20 protein-coding genes are annotated in these 19,907 nt (G+C 29.4%); 1 reads left to right on the plus strand and 19 read right to left on the minus strand.

All coding sequences use genetic code 11. From position 1 onward, the window contains the following. Window positions 1-466 precede the first annotated feature (466 nt). The 16 genes from CPAL_RS05950 to CPAL_RS06025 form a co-directional block, all read right to left on the minus strand. Window positions 467-916 (minus strand): hypothetical protein, encoded by a 450-nt coding sequence (locus tag CPAL_RS05950; protein ID WP_061858328.1) that lies wholly within the window; start codon window positions 914-916, stop codon window positions 467-469. A 123-nt stretch (window positions 917-1,039) separates the two neighbouring features. After that, window positions 1,040-1,900, minus strand: a complete 861-nt coding sequence (locus CPAL_RS05955) for an undecaprenyl-diphosphate phosphatase (protein ID WP_061858327.1) — start codon at window positions 1,898-1,900, stop codon at window positions 1,040-1,042. 175 nt (window positions 1,901-2,075) lie between these two features. After that, window positions 2,076-3,212 carry a hypothetical protein gene (locus CPAL_RS05960; RefSeq protein WP_061858326.1) on the minus strand — a complete coding sequence of 379 codons (1,137 nt, stop codon included), beginning with the start codon at window positions 3,210-3,212 and terminating at the stop codon, window positions 2,076-2,078. A gap of 158 nt (window positions 3,213-3,370) precedes the next feature. Beyond that, complete coding sequence (locus tag CPAL_RS05965) at window positions 3,371-4,366, minus strand: LacI family DNA-binding transcriptional regulator (RefSeq protein WP_061858325.1); 996 nt, start codon at window positions 4,364-4,366, stop codon at window positions 3,371-3,373. A 158-nt stretch (window positions 4,367-4,524) separates the two neighbouring features. After that, on the minus strand, window positions 4,525-5,457 hold the full coding sequence (rbsB, locus tag CPAL_RS05970) for a ribose ABC transporter substrate-binding protein RbsB (RefSeq protein WP_061858324.1): 933 nt from the start codon (window positions 5,455-5,457) through the stop codon (window positions 4,525-4,527). 26 nt (window positions 5,458-5,483) lie between these two features. After that, window positions 5,484-6,413, minus strand: a complete 930-nt coding sequence (locus CPAL_RS05975; RefSeq protein ID WP_061858323.1) for an ABC transporter permease subunit — start codon at window positions 6,411-6,413, stop codon at window positions 5,484-5,486. 35 nt (window positions 6,414-6,448) lie between these two features. Beyond that, the gene (locus CPAL_RS05980; RefSeq protein ID WP_061858322.1) at window positions 6,449-7,954 is read right to left on the minus strand and encodes a sugar ABC transporter ATP-binding protein; all 1,506 of its coding nucleotides are present in this window, start codon (window positions 7,952-7,954) and stop codon (window positions 6,449-6,451) included. A gap of 11 nt (window positions 7,955-7,965) precedes the next feature. Further along, a complete protein-coding gene (gene rbsD / locus CPAL_RS05985; protein WP_061858321.1) occupies window positions 7,966-8,361 on the minus strand; it encodes a D-ribose pyranase in 396 nt (131 codons plus the stop codon). 2 nt (window positions 8,362-8,363) lie between these two features. Continuing rightward, window positions 8,364-9,293, minus strand: a complete 930-nt coding sequence (gene rbsK, locus CPAL_RS05990; protein WP_061858320.1) for a ribokinase — start codon at window positions 9,291-9,293, stop codon at window positions 8,364-8,366. Window positions 9,294-9,421: 128 nt separating this feature from the next. Next, complete coding sequence (locus CPAL_RS05995; RefSeq protein ID WP_106024263.1) at window positions 9,422-10,528, minus strand: GerAB/ArcD/ProY family transporter; 1,107 nt, start codon at window positions 10,526-10,528, stop codon at window positions 9,422-9,424. A gap of 32 nt (window positions 10,529-10,560) precedes the next feature. Further along, window positions 10,561-10,779: a hypothetical protein gene (locus tag CPAL_RS13865; RefSeq protein ID WP_061858318.1), complete on the minus strand. Its 219-nt coding sequence runs from the start codon at window positions 10,777-10,779 to the stop codon at window positions 10,561-10,563. A 3-nt stretch (window positions 10,780-10,782) separates the two neighbouring features. Continuing rightward, window positions 10,783-11,964, minus strand: a complete 1,182-nt coding sequence (locus CPAL_RS06005; protein ID WP_106024264.1) for a Ger(x)C family spore germination protein — start codon at window positions 11,962-11,964, stop codon at window positions 10,783-10,785. Window position 11,965: 1 nt separating this feature from the next. Continuing rightward, window positions 11,966-13,606, minus strand: coding sequence for a spore germination protein (locus tag CPAL_RS06010; RefSeq protein WP_061858316.1), 1,641 nt, complete (start codon window positions 13,604-13,606; stop codon window positions 11,966-11,968). 144 nt (window positions 13,607-13,750) lie between these two features. Continuing rightward, window positions 13,751-14,908 carry an amidohydrolase gene (locus CPAL_RS06015; RefSeq protein ID WP_106024265.1) on the minus strand — a complete coding sequence of 386 codons (1,158 nt, stop codon included), beginning with the start codon at window positions 14,906-14,908 and terminating at the stop codon, window positions 13,751-13,753. A 62-nt stretch (window positions 14,909-14,970) separates the two neighbouring features. Beyond that, the gene (locus CPAL_RS06020; protein ID WP_061858314.1) at window positions 14,971-15,192 is read right to left on the minus strand and encodes a hypothetical protein; all 222 of its coding nucleotides are present in this window, start codon (window positions 15,190-15,192) and stop codon (window positions 14,971-14,973) included. Window positions 15,193-15,275: 83 nt separating this feature from the next. Continuing rightward, on the minus strand, window positions 15,276-16,172 hold the full coding sequence (locus CPAL_RS06025) for a PHP domain-containing protein (RefSeq protein WP_106024266.1): 897 nt from the start codon (window positions 16,170-16,172) through the stop codon (window positions 15,276-15,278). Between the two features lie 277 nt (window positions 16,173-16,449). Here CPAL_RS06025 and CPAL_RS06030 point away from each other — a divergent pair, with 277 nt between their 5' ends. Continuing rightward, complete coding sequence (locus tag CPAL_RS06030) at window positions 16,450-17,103, plus strand: aspartate/glutamate racemase family protein (protein ID WP_061858312.1); 654 nt, start codon at window positions 16,450-16,452, stop codon at window positions 17,101-17,103. A gap of 119 nt (window positions 17,104-17,222) precedes the next feature. Here the strand turns inward: CPAL_RS06030 and uvsE are convergent, their stop codons facing one another. The 3 genes from uvsE to CPAL_RS06045 all read right to left on the minus strand — a co-directional run bounded on the left by uvsE (window position 17,223) and on the right by CPAL_RS06045 (window position 19,900). Beyond that, on the minus strand, window positions 17,223-18,182 hold the full coding sequence (gene uvsE, locus CPAL_RS06035) for a UV DNA damage repair endonuclease UvsE (protein ID WP_061858311.1): 960 nt from the start codon (window positions 18,180-18,182) through the stop codon (window positions 17,223-17,225). Between the two features lie 101 nt (window positions 18,183-18,283). Further along, window positions 18,284-18,577 carry a hypothetical protein gene (locus CPAL_RS06040; RefSeq protein ID WP_061858310.1) on the minus strand — a complete coding sequence of 98 codons (294 nt, stop codon included), beginning with the start codon at window positions 18,575-18,577 and terminating at the stop codon, window positions 18,284-18,286. Window positions 18,578-18,688: 111 nt separating this feature from the next. Further along, entirely contained in the window at window positions 18,689-19,900 is a 1,212-nt protein-coding gene (locus CPAL_RS06045; RefSeq protein WP_061858309.1) for a transglutaminase domain-containing protein, read from the minus strand. Window positions 19,901-19,907 lie beyond the last annotated feature (7 nt).

The raw sequence follows: 19,907 nt of genomic DNA on the forward strand, positions 1-19,907 counted from the left end.
GCCAGCGTTCGTCCTGAGCCAGGATCAAACTCTCATATTAAAAGTTTAATCTACTCATAAGTCATTGACTGGCTTTTATTTACCTTAATTCTGTTTAATTTTCAAAGACCAAATCTTTTATTTTTCGCCATCATCTGACAGCTCTATTAGGATATCATATTTTAATTTACTTGTCAACAATTTTTTTATCTAATTTCTAGTTACTAATCTCTATACTTTAGTAATCATCCTCTGCATTAGCCATCACATTTGTGATCTCTTGCGACAACGATATATATATTATCAAAACATTTTTGTTTATTTCCTAAAATACTGCTAATTTATCTAAATTATCACCATAAAGAACTAGAATATTTCATATTGCTTTCTTTTTCTTATATTGACACTTGTGGATGCGTTGAATGCATTTTTCTATAAATATAATAAAAATTTATATAAATCATATCTTATATAATTGTATAATTTTTCATAGATTGAAATATCCTGCTATTTCTTCAGAAATTTCTTTATCATAATTATTCATAAATCTTTCTATACCTTCATGAGGTTCTACATAAAATCCTTCTTCTTCTGATAGCATATCCATTTCAAATAGTTCCTTAGCTGCATTTCCACTGAATAAAACATCCCATTCTTCACGGGTCAAGAACTCAGAATAATGTTCGTACTCATCTTCTTCTAAAACTGCATCATATTCATTATCATAGAACATAACTAATTCACTACTATTGTTTGTTACAACTACTTTTTCAACTCTCGCAACTGCAGGTCCATTTAATTCATCCGTTACTATAAATAACATAAGTTCTCCATTATCCTTAAAAAGCTTACAACATTGAATTTTCCATAATCCTGTATCATTTTTTATCCATTTTTTATTATTTATAATGTCTTCTATTTTCTTATTCCAATCCATTTTTATCACCCTTTCTAAAAATTATATTAAAAATAAACAAAGTTATATAACTTTATTATTACCGATAATAAAAAAATAATTATAAAAAAACGGATTCTTTTGAATCCGTTAATCCAATTAAATTTATAAGACATTTAAAAGTATCAATCCTAATAAAATAATTCCTATAAATATTCTATATATAGCAAATACCCTCATAGGTTTCTTTTGTAAAAAAGAAATAAATTTATCAACAACAATAAGGGCGACCACAAAAGATACTACAAACCCAACTGTAAGAGCAATAATCTGCATAGAATGCAAAGCCAGTATATTGATCTTTATAAGTTTTATTATAGATACTCCAATCATTACAGGTAGTGCTAAAAAGAATGAAAACTCAGCAGCAGCAACAGTTGATAAACCAGCTATCCAAGCACCTATTATAGTTGATGCTGATCTTGACATTCCTGGCCACATAGCTAAGCATTGAAAAGCTCCTATAATAAATGCTTGTTTTACATTCACATCATCAATACTTTTTGTAGTAAATTTCCCTCTGTATCTTTTTTCTGCATACAACATCCATATAGCTCCTACCAATAAAGCTACTGTTACAGTTACTGGATTAAATAATTTTTCTTCGATAATATCATCTAATCCTAATACAACACCTAAAAAAGCAGCTGGTATACACGCTATACATACATTAAGCCAAAATTTGAATCCTGATTTAGTTTTTTTAGGAGAAAAGTTCTGAAAAGTACTGCTTATTTTATTCCAATATAACACCACTATAGCTAATATAGCTCCTAATTGAATTATCATAGTAAATGCATCTATGTACTGCTTAGTATATAGTTCTTTAGGGAGCATACCTTCCTTAAATCCAATAAGGTGTCCTACAATAATCATATGTCCTGTAGAAGATACTGGCAAGAACTCTGTAATTCCTTCCACAATACCTATGATTATAGCTTTAAATATGAATATTAAATTCTCCACAAACTTCCACACTCGCTTCCATATTTTTATTAGTTACATTTCAATTCATTTAGAATTATACTATTTTAAAAAAGCCTTTGTCCACTAATTTTAAATTAACGTTATATTAAGACTTTAGATCTCAAAATCATATTCTCGATATAATTCAGTATTTCTAATGCATACGTGCGTAACTTTATTCTATAAACTCAAAAACTACTTCTCTTATAGCACTCTTTCCGTCCTTAGATAATCTTATATTAGTTATGCCTTCTTTTATTTCCACCTCAAAATATGAGTTTTGTTGCTTAAAAGGTCTATTATTAATGCTTATGTAATATCTATTAATCATAGCACTATCTTGAAATGCTCCCCCGTAAATTTCCATCTTAATGTCTGAATCATCCTTTGTTATATTCTTTTTTGAAAATATGAGAGTTGGTATTTCATCTTTCTCAATCTTATTCAATTCATATCTAGGAGACAGTTTAAACAAGTTCTTGTTATAAGTGTATATAATAGGCCTTTTTACACTATTTTCATTTAAAAAGTTTTTATTTTCTTTATTATTTATAAAACACAAGTAGGAATTGCTATTTTTCTCACCATAAATACTATTATCTATTTTTATAAGGTAATTATGAAAATACTTTTTCACATCATCTACGTATTCTTCATACTCTTCATTATCTTTTACACCTATTATTTTTATGTTAGCCAATCCTCTTTCTATAACCTCTATCGCACTTAAAGGTATATTATTATATTCCATATATGCTCCTCTAGTTGCATCTATCATTATCCACTTATTATAATCATTACTCCAGACTTCACAGATTATCATACTTCCTTCCTTTCTTGTAAAACTATCTGGATCAGAACTTAATTCTCCTATTCTTGATATAATTCCTGATGCAATTGCAAATTCGTTAAATACAATACAAATTTCTCTACTTGAATATGTATTCTTATTTTCTTGTGATAATATATCAAAAGTTCCTTCTTCTGAATAATCTATGTTTTCATCATAATCCATAGTATCTTTATTAGGCATGTTTTTATTTATCCAATCCAGTATTTTGAGGCTTTTATCAAAATCGTTTTTACCACCTTCAGTTATTTTTTTTAAATTATATTTTTCATTTAACTGCTTTAATAATTGTTTATCTGTACTGCCATAATATAATTTTATATTATCACCTTTATAAAAGTTATTCCATTTTACTACTTTAAATCCTTTGTTATTATCTGTGCCTTTAATTTTAAAAACAATAACGGCTATTAAAGCAACTATTATCCATATTAAAACAACGGTACTTTTTTTTCTTTTCATATTTAATCTCCCATCTAATACTTTTTTATTAATAAAAACTACTATACTATAAAATATCGTAGTTTTTTGTAAAATAGTTAATATGGATTTTCCATTAAATATTTTTATAATAAAAATCATGGGAAATCAATGTTGCTGACTGCCCATGATTAAAATGCTCAAGTTGTTCCTCTTATAATTAGTTCTGTATTAAAGTATGTCTTTCTATTAACAGGCTTGCCATTTATTATGTCTATTAACAATTCACAAGCTTTCTTTCCCATATCATATATAGGCTGAGCCACAGTAGTTAGTTCAGGTTCCGTAAAATTAGATATGTTTATATTATCAAATCCAACTACACTTATATCCTCTGGAACTCTAAATCCTTTTCTTAATAAAACTTTAAGTCCTCCTAAAGCCATTATATCATTGCTATAAAATATGGAATCTACATATTTATTACTAGATAAAATTTTTTCAGTAACTTTCATACCACCCTCAATAGTAAAATCACCTTCAAATATTAAACTTTCACAATATATATTATAATTGGTCATAGCTTCTTTGTATCCTTCTATCCTTTGTTTTGAAACATTCAAATCTTTATTTCCTGTTACAAAAGCTATTTTTTTTCTTCCCTTACTTATTAAATACTCTATTGCTTTAATTACTCCTTCCTTATTTAGGCAGTATATCCCGCAATAATTGTTGTCATACTCAACATCTCTATCTACTAATACAAAGGGAATATTATTGCTATGCAAAATTTCTAAAGGTTCACTACTTTTCCCACCTGTTAGAAATACTACGCCATCTACTAGCTTGCTTATAAGGAGCTTTGTATATTTTATCTCCTTATTTGTATCATTATCTGTATTACAAAATATAACATTATAACTTAGTTTGCTAGCTGCATCCTCTATTGCTCTTGCTATTTCTGAGAAAAAGGGATTAATTATATCTGGCAAAATAATTCCTATAGTTTCAGACCTATTAGTACTTAAACTTCTTGCTACACTATTAGGTATATAATTTAATTCTTCAGCTATTTTCAATATCTTATTTTTCGTTGCACTACTTATACTATTATCTTTCTTATTTAGAACCATAGAAACCGTAGCTTTAGATACACCTGCTTTTATAGCAATATCCTTCATAGTAACCTTTTTCATTACTCACAATTCCTCCGAATCCACATATGAACTAGACTTTATGTTATTTATTATTATAATATATTAGTTTATACAAAATATAAATTATAGCAAACTCAGAAATTATATAGACAAATAAAACGCCGATGAAATCGGCGCTTTAATATTATTTATCTATCTTATTTAGTTATAAATTGAAGTTCTACTGGAATTTGTTTTTCTATAGTTTCACCTTTTATAACTTTAACTGCGTTTTCTACAGCTGTACTTCCCATTAAAGATGGTTGTTGAGCTACAGTCGCAGTCATATCACCTTTTTGTACAGCATCTTTAGCGTCGTCATTTCCATCAAAGCCTATAACCATAACATTTTTATTTGCTGTTTTTATAGCTTTAACTGCTCCTAATGCCATCTCATCATTGTGAGCAAATACAACATCAAACTCTGGTTGAGCTTGAATTATATTTTCCATTACTGTTAAACCTTTAGTTCTATCAAAATCAGCGGCTTGACTTGCAACAACTTTTACATTAGTTTGTTTATCAATTACATTATGAAATCCTTGACCTCTTTCTCTTGCAGCCGATGTTCCAGGAGTTCCTTGTAATTCAACTACCTTTATTTCACTTTTATCTTTTAGCTGCTCAAGAATATAATTAGCTGCCATTTCTCCACCTTTTACATTATCTGATGCTATGTGAGATATAACTTCTCCTCCATTTGACTGTCTATCTACTGTTATAACAGGTATATTAGCATCATTAGCTATTTGAATTGAATTAGCAACTGCATCACTGTCTGTTGGATTAACTATTAACACAGAAACTCCTTGTTGTACTAAATCTTCTACATTAGATCTTTCTTTTGCAGGGTCATTTTGTGAATCTAATACTATAAGATCATAGCCCATTTCTTTAGCTTTAGCTTGAGCTCCTTCTTGCATTGAAACGAAAAATGGATTATTTAGTGTTGATATAACCATACCTACTTTATTTCCAGTACTTTTTTGTCCTTCTTCCCCGCCTTGATTACCTTGTCCACAGCCAGCAAGTCCTAAAACTAGTACTCCTGCTGCTAAAACAGACATGATTTTTTTAATGTTTTTTTTCATAATATTTTCCTCCTTTTTATTTTTATTTATTTATTTTTTTTATCTATTAATACAGCTAAAAGAATTACTATACCTTTAACTATTGCTTGATAATATGGAGATACATTTAATAAATTCAATCCATTATTTAACACTCCAATGATTAAAGCACCTATTATAGTTCCTATTACACTTCCTTCTCCTCCTGAAAGACTAGTTCCTCCAAGAACTACTGCTGCAATAGCATCTAATTCATAGCCTGATCCTGCTGTAGCTGAAGCAGATCCTATTCTGCTTGTAACTATTATTCCACTAATAGCTGCTGTTATTCCAGATATGACATATACTAAAGTCTTTATTTTATCTGTATTTATACCTGATAGTCTTGCTGAATCCTCGTTTCCACCTAATGCAAACACATATCTTCCATATCTTGTTTCGCTTAATACATAAAGTGCTGCTAAAAATACTATTATTGTAATTAACACAGGAAATGGAATTCCAATTACATCTTTATTTCCTATAACACCAAAACTTTTACCTAATCCAGATACAGGAGTACCATTTGTATAAACCTGAGTTGCTCCTCTAAATATAGTCATAGTAGCTAATGTTACTATAAACGCTTGAATCTTACCTTTTGCAACAAAAACTCCATTGATTAACCCAACTAAAGCCCCTATAACTAGTGCTGCCAATACAGCTATAAACACATTTCCATTGTTTTTTACTAAAGTAGCTGCAACTGCTCCACTTATAGCAAGAGTTGAACCTACTGATAAGTCTATTCCTCCAGTTAAAATTACAAAAGTCATTCCTACAGCAATAACAGCATTAACAGAAACTTGTGTAAGAACATTTCTTATGTTAGATACAGCCAAGAATCTTGGAGACAGAATAGCCATTATTACGCATAAAATCACAAAACCAAATAGAGTCTTATATTTCATTAAAAAATTTTTAAAATTATTATTCATAACTCTTCTCCCTTTCCTGTATATTTCAATTTTCTCTAGTTGTGAACTCCTACTGCATACTTCATAATCTTCTCTTGATTTGCTTCATCATGAGATAAAATTCCACTGACCTTACCTTCGTGCATAACCATTATTCTATCACTTACTCCCATAACCTCTGGCAAGTCTGATGAAATCATTATTATAGCTTTTCCTGATGCCTTTAGTTCATTTAAAACTTCATAAATTTCTTTTTTTGCTCCTACGTCTATTCCCTTTGTAGGTTCATCTATTATCAATACCTTTGGAGATAACATAATCCATTTTGCAAGTATAGCCTTCTGTTGATTTCCTCCACTTAAATTCTTCATAAGCTGCTCTGGATATGGAGTTTTTACTGAAAGTTTTTTGATATACTCTTCTATATCTTTTCTTTCCTTCTTTTTATCTATTCTCTTTATTCCATTTTCATATTTTTTTAGATTAGAAATGGTCATGTTCTCTCCCACTGACATTCCAAGTATTAAACCTTCTCTCTTTCTATCCTCTGATAAATAGCATATTCCATTCTCTATACCATCCTTTGGTGAAGAAATTTTTACCTTTTCCCCATCTACATAAATTTCTCCATCATCTTTTTTATATTCTCCAAAAATGACCTTAGCAAGTTCAGTTCTTCCTGAACCCATAAGCCCTGCTACTCCTAATATTTCTCCTGCTTTAACCTCAAAACTTACATCGTTTACTTTATTCTTATATTTAATGTTTTCAACCTTTAATATAACATCTCCAACTTTTTCTCTTCTATATGGAAATTGTTCTTCAAGTTTTCTTCCAACCATCATTGCTATTAAATCATCATTGGATACTTCGCTAGTTTTAGCATCTCCAACATATTGTCCATCTCTGAGAACTGTAACTCTATCACATATTGCAAAAATCTCTTCCATTCTATGTGATATATAAATTACAGCTATGCCTTTCTTTTTAAGTTTCTCTATAACTTCAAAAAGTTTTTTAGTTTCTACTTCTGTTAAGGCTGTAGTAGGCTCATCCATTATTATTATCTTTGAATTCTTAGTTAAAGCTTTTGCAATTTCAATCATCTGCATTTCTCCAACGCTTACATCTTTGACTAAAGTATCTGGATCTACTTTTGACCCTATTTGTTCTAGAAATGCCTTACTTCTTTCTCTTAAAACAGATTTATGAATTCTTCTTGAAAATTTACTAAACTTTTCATTTCCTAAAAATATATTTTCTGCTACTGTTAAGTTAGGAAGCACACTTAACTCTTGATGTATTATTGAAACCCCTAACTTTTCAGCTTCCTTTATATTAGTAGGTTCTACTTCTTCTCCTTCTATAAAAATCTTTCCGGAATCTTTTTTATATACTCCACTTAGTATTTTCATAAGTGTAGACTTACCTGCTCCATTTTCTCCAAGTAAAGCCAAAACTTCTCCTCCATAAGCTTTAAGATTTACTCCATCTAAAGCTTTTACTCCTGGAAAAGATTTCGTTATGCCTTGCATCTCTAACATAGGCTTTTTATCTTTCATTTTATCCCTCCTTAAAACACAACCCCTGATCTAAGTATCACATTAGCATAAGGAGTTTGTTCTCCTGTTCTTATTACAGCTTTGCATTTTTTTAACTCTTCTTTCAATTCTTCATGTGAAATAAATGTTATTTTAACTTCTCCAACTTCTTTTTTTATTGATTCAAACACTTCTGGACTAACTTCTTTAGTTTCCCTTGCTACAATAACTTCTTCCACTTGTTGTTCTAATAAAACAGCTTTAAGAGTATCTATAAAAGTTGGAATTCCTTTTACTAGAGCTAAATCTATTCTTCTTGTTTCTTCAGGAATTGGAAGTCCACAATCTCCAATAGCTAAAGTATCATTATGTCCCATTCTGGATATAACTTCAGATATGTGGCTGTTTAATAATGGTGTCTTTTTCATTTTTATTCCTCCCCATACACTCTTTTAACTTCTTCTAAAGTTGGAATTGAAGGCTGTGCTCCTTCTCTTTGAACAGTTATAGATGATACTTTATTTCCAAACAATACAGCATTTTTAACATTTTCAAAGGAAAGATTTTTAATATTTAATTTACTTGCTAATCCACCTATGAAACTATCTCCAGCTGCAGTTGTATCTATGGCTTTAACCTTAAAAGCAGGTATTATTTCTGCATTTTCATTATTTATTAAAGCGGCTCCTTTTGAACCTAGAGTTATAATTACATATTTAACTCCTTTTTCTAAAAGCTTCTTTGCTGCAATTTTAGCATTCTCTAAATTTGAAACTTCTATACCTGTAAGCTCAAAGGCCTCAGTTTCATTTGGGATTATGATATCAGTATATTTTAATAATTCCTCTGGGACTTCTTTTGCTGGAGCTGGATTTAAAATTGTTACTCTATTGTTCTTCTTTGCTATTTTAAAGCCTTCTATAATAGCCTCCATAGGAACTTCAAATTGTGAAATTATTACTTCACTTTTTTCTATAGCCTCTGAAGATTTATTTATTTCTTCCTTGCTTATAGCCATATTCGCTCCAGATGCTACTATTATTGAATTATTTGCATATTCATCTACAGTTATTATAGCTGTGCCTGTAGCTTCATTATTATCTTTGAATACATAATCTACATTGATATTATCCTTTACAAGTTCCTTAATCAAAACCTCTCCATTTCCATCCATACCAACCTTTGATATCATGTAAACCTTTGCACCCATGCGTGAACAAGCTACGGCTTGATTTGCTCCCTTCCCTCCTGGAATATTTTTCAAACTGTTAGCAAACATAGTCTCGCCAAGCCTAACCATTCTTTTAACATTTAAAACTACATCTATATTCATGCTGCCAATAACGCAGATATTATTCATTTCAAACCCTCCTAACTGCGACTTTATGATTTATTTAATCGGTTTACTTAATCGGTTAACTATATATTAAAGCAAATTTACCCACTTGTCAACCATAAACTTAACCGTTTTCATAATCTTCTTCATATTTAATTTTTATTTCTCTCAATTTCATGATTTTCTTTTTTTCTAACCTTTAATTCTGATATCAGTAATATAATTATTGGTATCAAAATTTGAAAGGGAAAAGAGTAATACGGCCATATTTCAGCATTCCACTCTGCCATATATAAAGTGTTTTCATATAGTATTATAGATACTGCTGCCATTAACAAAGATGTAGCTGTAGATATACTTCTATAATCTTTAATATTAAATATTTTACTAATGCCCTTGCAAGAAGCAAATAAACATGCACTTATTTCAACAAAACTCTCTATAACTAATTTTATTGAAATCAAAGTTTCTACTCTTTGTATAATCTCTCCTACTTTTATTCTTCGAACAGCAATAAAAGTAGGAAAAAACATATCATGATGGTCGTTACCCATAAGCATAAGATTTATACCTATAGTATTTATTAAAATTATTACTATACTAAATAACATTCCTCCAACAAAAACTTTATATATAGAAACATCACTTTTTAAAGAATTAAATATGGTCATAAACACTATGACTTCTCCTATTGGAAATGATATAAAGGAATATACAGAAATTATAGTGGACTTAAACCCTTTATAAAAATCAAGCAATATGCTTGCTTGTTCAGAACCATTTAATATCAAAAAAAATCCTAAAAACACAGCTACAACAGTAAGTCCAATTATAAATACTGCTGCACATTTTCCAAAGCTTTCAGTTCCCTGTTTTACCATATATGAAATTATAATTTCAAATACAATTCCTGTTATTATCATTGGAGTTCTGTTTAAACTTGTTAATCTTATATATTCTATAAAATTTCTTAATACTATAGCTCCAAGACTAAAAAAAAACAAAGTATACAGTATTGTTACAATCCTACCAATACCATTTCCAAATACTATTTCTAATATGGTATATAAATCTTCTCCTTTAAAATTTGTCATTATTCTAGAATAAGCAATGAGTAATGGTATTGAAATTACAAATGATATAATTATTATGAACCACATATCATTACTAGCAAGTACATTAGTTATAAACACAGCTCCCCATATATACAAAGCTATTAAGGCAATTCCTTCATATTGAGAAATACCTTTATCATTCATTTATACCACTCCTCTATATTTTTAATCTCATTTCAAATTATCATTCTCACTATTTTTTCAATAGCTTTAGCTGGACTTGGAACACTTATATCTAAAATAACCAATATAATCACTATTAAAGATACAGCATACATTACCATAGAAACTATTACAGATTTTATACATCTATTTTTTAAAAGAAAACTCATATCTATAAAAATTACTAATAAGTAAATAAATACCACTAGCCATATACTACATATACTAACCATAATTTATTCCCGTACCTTTATAGATTTGTTATATAGGCTACTGCCTTTTATTTGAACATTTACTTCTATTTTTGTTTCTAATTCTTTTAACATTTTATCCCAACTACTTTTTAATTCTTTCCACATATCAGGATTCTGCTGTTTCATCTTTAATCCAAGTCCTAATATATCGCAACTATATCCTTTATATGCTTTAGCTATAGCTTCTTCTATTCTTTTCTTAACTTTATCTTCTGCAGCTTCTTCTAAAATGCTTATCCCTTCCTTACTAAGATATTCAATTTCACTCTCTACCAAATCTTGAACGTCTAAATCCATATTTATATTGCATTGAGCTAATAATTTATTATTGTCAACAATGGGCTTTACCTTGCTTCTTATTTTTAAAGTTTCAAAGCTGATTCTACGCCTTCCATTGCTTTCTTCAGAGAGAGGATCATCTACTTCTACAACCATAGGAGCAAATATACTTTTTTCTTTTAAAAACATTATGCTTTGAGCTTCATACTCATTTAAATATCCAATTACTTTATCTTTTTTAAATAGTGCAGCTCCTCCAAGCACAATATTTGCATTTCCCTCTTCTTTTTCTATTCTTATTGTAGGCAGCATAGGGCAAACTCCTTCCTTTTCAAGCTCTTCTGCAAAGTTGTAAAAATGCACTAAAGGAAATTTAGCCACAAGTTTTCCATTTTTAAATGCCTCTTCTATATCAAAAGATAGAACTCTTCTTTCTCCTTGAGATTCTTCTAACTTTCTATAAAATATTTCTCTTGCAGTTTTTTCCTGAGAAACAATTAAATAGATATCTTCTCTTAACTCTTCATTTCTAAATACTACATCTATAACTGGAATCATTCCTTCCTCTGCTATTTCTTTGCTTACAATTATTACTTTTGTATGATTCCAATAAGCTCTTCTTCCTTTTTCTAATATTATGTTTCTTATAGCATCAAATATAGTCTTTCCTTTTGAAGTAAGTATATAAGGAGTATTTAAAGTACCTTCCGGAGTTGGCATTGCAAATTCGACTGTTAACATATAATCACCATTTTCATCCTTATCAAGGGCATAGCCAGCTACAATCTCTAAACTATCTAACTCTCTATAATTCCAACATCCAGAAAGGGTCAAGCTTATGCTTAAAGTTAAAATAAGAGATAAAAGCTTTTTTAATATCTCCATTTTATCCTCTCTTTCTACTTTTTTTGCTGTATTGCCGTACTCTATCTTCTGTAATAAACTTATCTCTTAAATTAAGCTTCCACCAAGGTAACCTTATACACGTATCTTTCATATTTCTTAACTTTACAGCCCCTATGTTTAACATGTATGGAATTCCAAAGGACTTCATAGATACTAATCTTGTAAGCAATAGTATTAATCCAAATATATAACCATAAATACCTAGCATGGAAGTAAAAAGAAGAAGTACAGCTCTCATAGTAATGGTAGAACCTTTAATATTAGGTATAAGTAATCCTGTAATGCCTGTTGCAGCTGTAATTATGACCACAGGAGCGCTTACAATTCTAGCATCTACAGCTGCCTGCCCTAATACCAGTGCGCCAACAATGCTCACAGCTTCACCTACATGACTTGGAAGCCTAATTCCTGCTTCACGTATAACATCAAATGTAAATAATAACAAAACTAGCTCTAATAAACTTGGAAACGGAGTACCTTGTTTTGCCTGCTTTATACTTAATAAAAGTTTTGTAGGTATTAATTCTTGATGAAAGTTTACAGCAGCTATATAAATAGATGGTAGACTTATGGATGCAAAAAAGCCTAATATTCTAATCAATCTATTAAAAGAAGAAAATATGTAACCTTCATAATAATCTTCATTAACTTGAAAGTATTCAATGAATATATGAGGAATTGTTAATACCATTGGACTTCCATCACAAAATATTGCAATTCTTCCATCTAAAAGCTTTCTAGCTATCACATCTGCTCTTTCTGAAACTCCTACGGTATTAAAAGTAGTTATATATTTACTGCTTATTAGCTCATCTATTTCCTGTGTTGAAAATACCCCATCTATATTTATATCATCTAAATTTTTTTCAACTTCTTCAATAATTTCAGGCTTAGCTATACCCTCAATGTAAGCTATGCATACATCCGTTTTAGTTCTCACACCTATCTTCTTAAATTTGAGCTTTAATCTAGACGTTCTTACTCTTCTTCTTATCATAGAAAGGTTCATTCTTAGAGATTCTGTAAAACCTTCTCTTGGTCCTCTTACTATTCTTTCACCTTGAGGCTCTGTTACCGCCCTTGTATTCCATCCTTTTGTATCTATTATTAAAGCTTTATTGCTTCCTTCAGATAAAAGTATAGTATCTCCATAGGTTACAGAATCTATGATTTTGTCTATATCGCTTGTAATTCTTACAGAATTTGAATCTATAACTTTATTCATTAAATAATTTGGAATATCGTTAGAATCCACATCCTTATCTAACGAAGAATTTATTATAGGATTCACTACATTTTTATTTACAATCAAGTTATCTATCATTCCATCTACAAAGAATATGCAAAACTTCGCATCACTTTTTTTATTTTGAAAAACTCTAAACACTATGGAATCATCATCGTTAAATATTACAGTATTAAATAAATCTATATTTTCTTGAAGTGATTTTGTAAGCTTAAAACTTTCTGTTTCATTCTCTATTTGTTCAGCAGTTCTGTTTTTAGGATATTTCTTTTTCTCCTCTTTATCTTTTAAATTCTTATTAGATTCCTTATCTTTACTCAAAGTTTTGTTAGCTGAATCTTCACTAGAAGAGTTTTTTTTATTTTCTTCAGCCATACACTCACTTCCTTATTAGCATTCTTTTATATATAAAACTATACCTAAAATTATTTTTTACAAAAGGCAACATAATATTCTTTAGAGCAAAATAAAAAATCATGGAATTTATTATTAATTCCATGACTTTTTGATTTAAAACTCTTATTCAGCTTTGTACACAATCTCTCCATTTATTATTGTATAAATAGTGTTTGTAAATACTTCTAAGGGATTGCCATCAAAGATAGCAATGTCGGCATCCTTGCCTTTTTCAATACTTCCAACTCTATTAGAAATACCACAAATTTCTGCTGCATTTATTGTTATAGCTCTTAATGCTTCCTCTATTCCTAGCCCCTCTTTTGCTGCAAGACCAGCACAAATAGAAAGATATTGAATTGGAATCACAGGATGGTCAGTCATTATAGCAACTTTTACTCCCTTTTCATGGAGTATTGCAGGCGTCTTAAAACTCTTATTCTTTAACTCTATTTTGGATCTGTCTGTAAGAGTAGGACCAACAATAGCAGCTCTTCCTGAAGCTTTTACATAGTCCGCTATTAAATGTCCTTCAGTACAGTGATCTAAAGTAATCTCCACATCAAATTCTTTAGCTATTCTAATGGCAGTGAGTATATCATCTGCCCTATGGCAGTGAGCCTTTATAGATATTTTTTTATCAATGACTGGAATTAAAGCTTCCATTTTAAAATTTTCTTCAAAATCCTTTCTTTCTATAATAGCTTTTTCTTTTTTTAACTTATAGCTTTTTGCCTTAGTCAGAGTTTCTCTCAAAATTGCTGCTGTCGCCATCCTTGTAGTTGGGGCTTTTTTTCTATCTCTGTAGACCCTTTTGGGATTTTCTCCAAAAGCTACCTTTATAGCTGCAGGTTCTAATATAATCATATCATCAACAGAAATACCACTGGTTTTCATTGCTACAAATTGTCCACCAATTACATTAGCGCTTCCAGGTCCCGTCATTACAGTTGTAACCCCTCCCATTACAGCATCATTAAAGGCTGTATCCATTGGGTTTATTGCATCAATTGCCCTAAGTTCTGGAGTTACAGGATCTGTAGCTTCATTTACGTCCAGCCCCTCAAACCCCATATCTTGCTCATATATTCCTATATGACAATGAGCATCTATTATTCCAGGCATAATCCATCCTTTTTTAGCATCAATAACTTTTACATTATTATCTACATTTATATTTTCGCCTACCTCTACTATTTTTCCATTATCGATAAGCACGCATCCATTTTCATAGCTTTTACCAGCCATAGTCAATATTTTTCCATTCTTTATTAAAAGCAAACTAAAACCCCCGATCTTTTTTATCCATATTTAATGCTAAGTATGACACTTATACTTTGGCTTTAATATCGTCTTTTTCTGTAAAGTACTGCTAACACAACAATTATTATGAGCATTGGCAGTGAAAATACGCATTTAATTATATTAAATGCCAATGCTAAAATGGCTGCAACGAATGCTATTCCTAGAGCTATTCCAGCTATAGGAAGTATAATCACACCTATTAAGGATAAAATCCCTATTAAAACAGCTACAGTAAATATAAAACCTATTAAAAAACCCATTTAATTTCCCCCTTTAATAAAAAACTTAACTAATCAAACTTTTATAAATTTAAGACTATCGAAACAACTTTATAGACTAGCAATTAGTATACGAGTATTTTGCTATTTAGTTCTCCTAAATTGAGGTCTTTAATCGTAACCTTTGGAGTTCCCATCCTTCTCGTTTCTATGAATCCTCCGTGAAAGTCTGAACCTGCTGTTATAATGACTCCTTCTTTTCTGCACCACTCCAAACAATTATTGATTACATCATTACTATGGTTAGGATGAAAACACTCTATTCCCTCTAGTCCCATATCTATAAATATGCTTAGTTTCTTAGAAACCGGGGTGTCATCTTTTTCATAATATGGATGCGCAAGTACAGGTATTCCATCTGCTTTTTTTATTATCTTTACTACTTCTTCTGTAGAAGGAAATTCAGGAAATAAGATGGTCTTTTGTTTGTAAAACAACCTATTAAAATAGTCTCCTACATCCCTGCAAATTCCTTTATCTATTAGAAAACTTAGTGATTTCCAACCTCCTCTTCTTCTATCATATTCATATTTTTCATATTCGGAAAAATCTATTTCATATCCCTTCTCAATCAAGTACTTAATAGACTCATCATTTCTTTTGTTTAATAAATACTTATTATAATCTATAAGTTTAATAAGTTCTTTATTCTTATTATTTGTTCCATATGCTAGTATATGATACAATTTACCTTTAAATGTACTTGAAATTTCAATTCCTGGTAAAAAAGCTATTCCTTTATCTTTTGTCAATGATTTCATCTTTTCAATATTTTCTATTTCATCATGATCTGTTAAAGCCATAAGTTCTATACCATTCTTTAAAGCTTCTTCTATTAATTCTTCTGGAGAATGGGTTCCATCAGATGCATTACTATGAATATGTAAATCTACATAAGAATTATCTTTTAATATCACCTGTAAATCACTTCCCTTTCTTTTGTATTTCTTAATTACTATCATTTTTATATACTTAACTAAATGTCTTCTATACAGTTATCAATTTCTAACCTTGCACTTTAATATACAGCATGCTTATATTATGAAATTTTTAAATATGTTATATTAATTTATACTAATTATAGCATACAATTTTAATATATTAATATTTATGTCAAGTTTTGTTTACTATGTTACTAATTGTAATTATAATTATATTATATAGTTTTTTAATTCTTACACATAAACTCTTGAAATTTTTTAAAATAAATAACATTAATATTGAATGGGGGCTAAATTTATGAAAAATACAAAAATAGCTATAATAGCTGGTACGCCAGTAGATACTAAACTAGGTGTGAATTTTCTAATTTCTAAAGGAGTTCAAGCTTTTGGATATCCTATATCTTCTACTCCAGAAGAACAATCTGCACTTCAAATACTATCTGCTGAAACACTTACAGAACAAGTTCGAAGCAGAATTAAGGAGATAAAAAATGATGGATTTGAAACAGTAGTAATTTACTGCAACTCTATGAGTGCAGCAGTGAATATGGATAAACTATCTTCGCAAGAAGATATTAATATAATCACACCATATAATGCTTATAGACAGATTGCAAAAAAATATAACCTTATTGGATTAATGACAGCTAATAATCAAAGTGCAGCAGGCATAGAAAAAGTAATCCAAACAGAAAATCCAAACTGTAATGTACTAGGTATGTCTATTCTCCCTCTAGTTATAGAAATAGAAAAAGATACATCTTCAGATAAAATAATAGAAAAGTTTTCATTAAAGAAACTTTTAGAATTTTATATAAACAATAAAGTAGAGGCTATTTTATTAGGTTGCACACATTTCCCTTGCTTAAAAAAAGAATTAGAAAAGCTAACATGCATACCTATAATAGACCCAGCAGAACTTATGTTTAAAACCATAATTGAATTCTAGTTTTCAACACCAAAATATCTTTACATGTAAAACACCGTACCCTTGAGAATATGCGGTGTTTTTACTGAGCATCCTTTTATATATTTTGCATCATATTTAATATATAAACTTTATCACGTTTATACTTCAAAAGTAGTATTATCTATGAATTTCCACTCGCTTTTAATCCTTTTTATATCTTGTACTAATTTATACAATGCTAAATCTTTCTGCTTTGCTTCTATCATAACATCTATATCCCTTTTTAATGGCTTACACATTTCTATAAATCTTATAAAGTCCTCTACCTCTATATAATCTGCATGTCTTCTATCCTTTTCCCCACTTTTAGGGCTAGATACATGAATCTTTGGAGGAAGCTTTTCTTCATTCCAAGTATTGAATATCTCCTCTATCATATCCTCCAGAGAATCTTCATCATTATTACATAAATGATGATGAATATCTAATACCATAGGCGCACTAACAGTTTTGCATATATGAAGTACATCTTTTGCAGTAAATGTCTTATCATCATTCTCTAAGATAAGCTTTTCCGTTATATCCTTTGGATAAGCTCTAAAATTAGTTATAAATCTATCTATTGCCTTATCTTTTCCTCCTTCCGCACTCCCAATATGCAGTACCATCTTTCCTAGATTATATCCCATATCTTTAAATAAATTTACATGAAAAAATAAATTTCTTTTAGTAGCTTCTACAACATCTTCTCTTTTACTATTTATTACGTTGAATTGATCTGGATGTGTATCTATCCTAATATTATGTTGTATTATAAACTTTCCTATCCTCTCAAAATCCTTTTTAAATATGCTTCTATAGTTCCAGTCCTTCACTTCCGGATGAGTTGCTAATGGAACTAAAGCAGAAGTTATCCTATAAAAATGTATTTGATTTTCTACATTATACTGAAGTATTTTATAAAGATCATCTAAATTTGATAGAGTTACCCTTTTTAACTTATTTAACTTTTCTTCATCTGATATAAATTTTGAGTAAGTTTTAAATGTTACCGTACTCGATGATGTAACCTTTGGAAGTTTAAGTGAAATAGCTACATACCCTAGTCGTATCCTCATTTTATTTCCTCCGATTTAGGTAAAACTAAAACCAAAAATTCTCAGATTTATTGTCTCTATAAAATAATAAGAATGGCAAAATACAATGCCATTCTTATTATTTACTCTTTAATTTCTTCATATTCTACATCAATCACTTCATCATTATATCCATATTTACTACTTTTATTATATATCTTAAATGGTGATATCCTTGCATTATCTCTTTTGTTAAGTTTTATGAATTTTGACTTTATAAATTTTACACACTTATAAGTTGCATATGCAAGTATTCCTAGAGGAAGAAGCGTAAACAATCCTTGTACTATAAATAAAGTTAAAAAAACAATTCCTAAGATTAACAATATGCTTTTCATTTCTTTTTTTACTTTATAGCCTTTATTAAAATACTCCATTAATATCTCCTTCTTTAAAATTTAATTTAAATCTTGAATACATTATAACATATTTTTTACAATTCAGTACTATATAACTATTAAAAAAGTTATTAATATTTTATTAACGGATTATTGTAAAATTTCTTCATATTTTTTGCTTACACACTTAGGATATTTGCTTTTATCCCATATATGATCCTTCGATAGTGTCTCATCTGTTACATTAAAATAAGTATGTCTAACTTCTCCTTTATCACTTCCATATATAATGGGATCATTCCATGTAGCATCTAAATTATAATATTCACCATCTATTTTAACTATATTCCATGCATGAGGAACAGTAGTGTGTTTATCAATAGCATCCCCTGTTACATATAGTGTTTCAATACCAGCAGAGTTCAATAATCTATACATGGCCTTTGCATAACCATCACAAACTCCTTTGCCTTTTACTAATACACCATAATCTGTATAGGATTCTTCAGGCATATTTCCATCATACAGTCTTTCATCATATTCTACGTTTTCTAATAAATAATCGTGAAGAGCTAACTCTTTTTCATAGTCACTCATACCATCTTTTACAACTTTACTTATTATTTCCTTAACTTTATTTTGAGATGTTCTTTTCATATACTGCATGAATTCTTTAGGATAACTATAATTAAATTTAATATTCATAATCGCCTCATTAGAATGAGCATAACTTGATACACTCCCTCTAGCGCCAATATACCCATAGTCTAAATTAGGATGATCATGAAAAATATTATTTATAATGTCTAATTTATAAATGGATTTATTATAATTTTTTATTTTAAGAATAATACTGCTCTCAAAATTAGCTAAGGCATATGCTAAAGCATTATAAAATTCTAAAGGAGTATATATATCGCTGCTAGGCTTTACAAAATTTTCTTTCAAAAGGCCAGAATTTTGTTCCTCTAGAGCCTTTGTTTTAAAGTCAAACTTTATTCCCTGCAGTATTAGCTTTCCATTTGATGACTTTATTCCTTTATCAATGATTAGCTCATATTCTTCATCATAATCATAACTATCTAAAGGTTGAACCACTATAGAATTGTTGTCGTCATTATAGCAAATGTTTACATCTATATATTCTTTACTGTCTAATTTTATTAGTTTTATGTTATCTTTAATTGTTGATTTATCCAATGAGCTACTAAATTTTATTGTCCAAGCTTTATCAATTTCTACACTTTGTTGTGATTTCCATACCTTATAATCACTATCTACAGCAAATCCTACTTCAAATGCAGATAGTATCATGATAACTACAAAAGCAAGAAATATTCCTAAACTTCTTTTTCTAATCAAATACCTC

The sequence above is a fragment of the Clostridium thermopalmarium DSM 5974 genome (assembly GCF_002995795.1).
GTDB lineage: Bacteria > Bacillota > Clostridia > Clostridiales > Clostridiaceae > Clostridium_H > Clostridium_H thermopalmarium.

Coding starts and splice junctions, on each gene's coding strand:
- CPAL_RS05975 (WP_061858323.1), bottom strand. CDS start 6,413: ATGAATAATAATTTTAAAAATTTTTTAATGAAATATAAGACTCTATTT.
- CPAL_RS13865 (WP_061858318.1), bottom strand. CDS start 10,779: ATGGTTAGTATATGTAGTATATGGCTAGTGGTATTTATTTACTTATTA.
- CPAL_RS05995 (WP_106024263.1), bottom strand. CDS start 10,528: ATGAATGATAAAGGTATTTCTCAATATGAAGGAATTGCCTTAATAGCT.
- rbsK (WP_061858320.1), bottom strand. CDS start 9,293: ATGAATAATATCTGCGTTATTGGCAGCATGAATATAGATGTAGTTTTA.
- CPAL_RS05960 (WP_061858326.1), bottom strand. CDS start 3,212: ATGAAAAGAAAAAAAAGTACCGTTGTTTTAATATGGATAATAGTTGCT.
- CPAL_RS06020 (WP_061858314.1), bottom strand. CDS start 15,192: ATGGGTTTTTTAATAGGTTTTATATTTACTGTAGCTGTTTTAATAGGG.
- CPAL_RS06010 (WP_061858316.1), bottom strand. CDS start 13,606: ATGGCTGAAGAAAATAAAAAAAACTCTTCTAGTGAAGATTCAGCTAAC.
- rbsD (WP_061858321.1), bottom strand. CDS start 8,361: ATGAAAAAGACACCATTATTAAACAGCCACATATCTGAAGTTATATCC.
- CPAL_RS05980 (WP_061858322.1), bottom strand. CDS start 7,954: ATGAAAGATAAAAAGCCTATGTTAGAGATGCAAGGCATAACGAAATCT.
- uvsE (WP_061858311.1), bottom strand. CDS start 18,182: ATGAGGATACGACTAGGGTATGTAGCTATTTCACTTAAACTTCCAAAG.
- CPAL_RS06025 (WP_106024266.1), bottom strand. CDS start 16,172: ATGATAGTAATTAAGAAATACAAAAGAAAGGGAAGTGATTTACAGGTG.
- CPAL_RS06005 (WP_106024264.1), bottom strand. CDS start 11,964: ATGGAGATATTAAAAAAGCTTTTATCTCTTATTTTAACTTTAAGCATA.
- CPAL_RS05965 (WP_061858325.1), bottom strand. CDS start 4,366: ATGAAAAAGGTTACTATGAAGGATATTGCTATAAAAGCAGGTGTATCT.
- CPAL_RS06030 (WP_061858312.1), top strand. CDS start 16,450: ATGAAAAATACAAAAATAGCTATAATAGCTGGTACGCCAGTAGATACT.
- CPAL_RS06040 (WP_061858310.1), bottom strand. CDS start 18,577: ATGGAGTATTTTAATAAAGGCTATAAAGTAAAAAAAGAAATGAAAAGC.
- rbsB (WP_061858324.1), bottom strand. CDS start 5,457: ATGAAAAAAAACATTAAAAAAATCATGTCTGTTTTAGCAGCAGGAGTA.
- CPAL_RS05950 (WP_061858328.1), bottom strand. CDS start 916: ATGGATTGGAATAAGAAAATAGAAGACATTATAAATAATAAAAAATGG.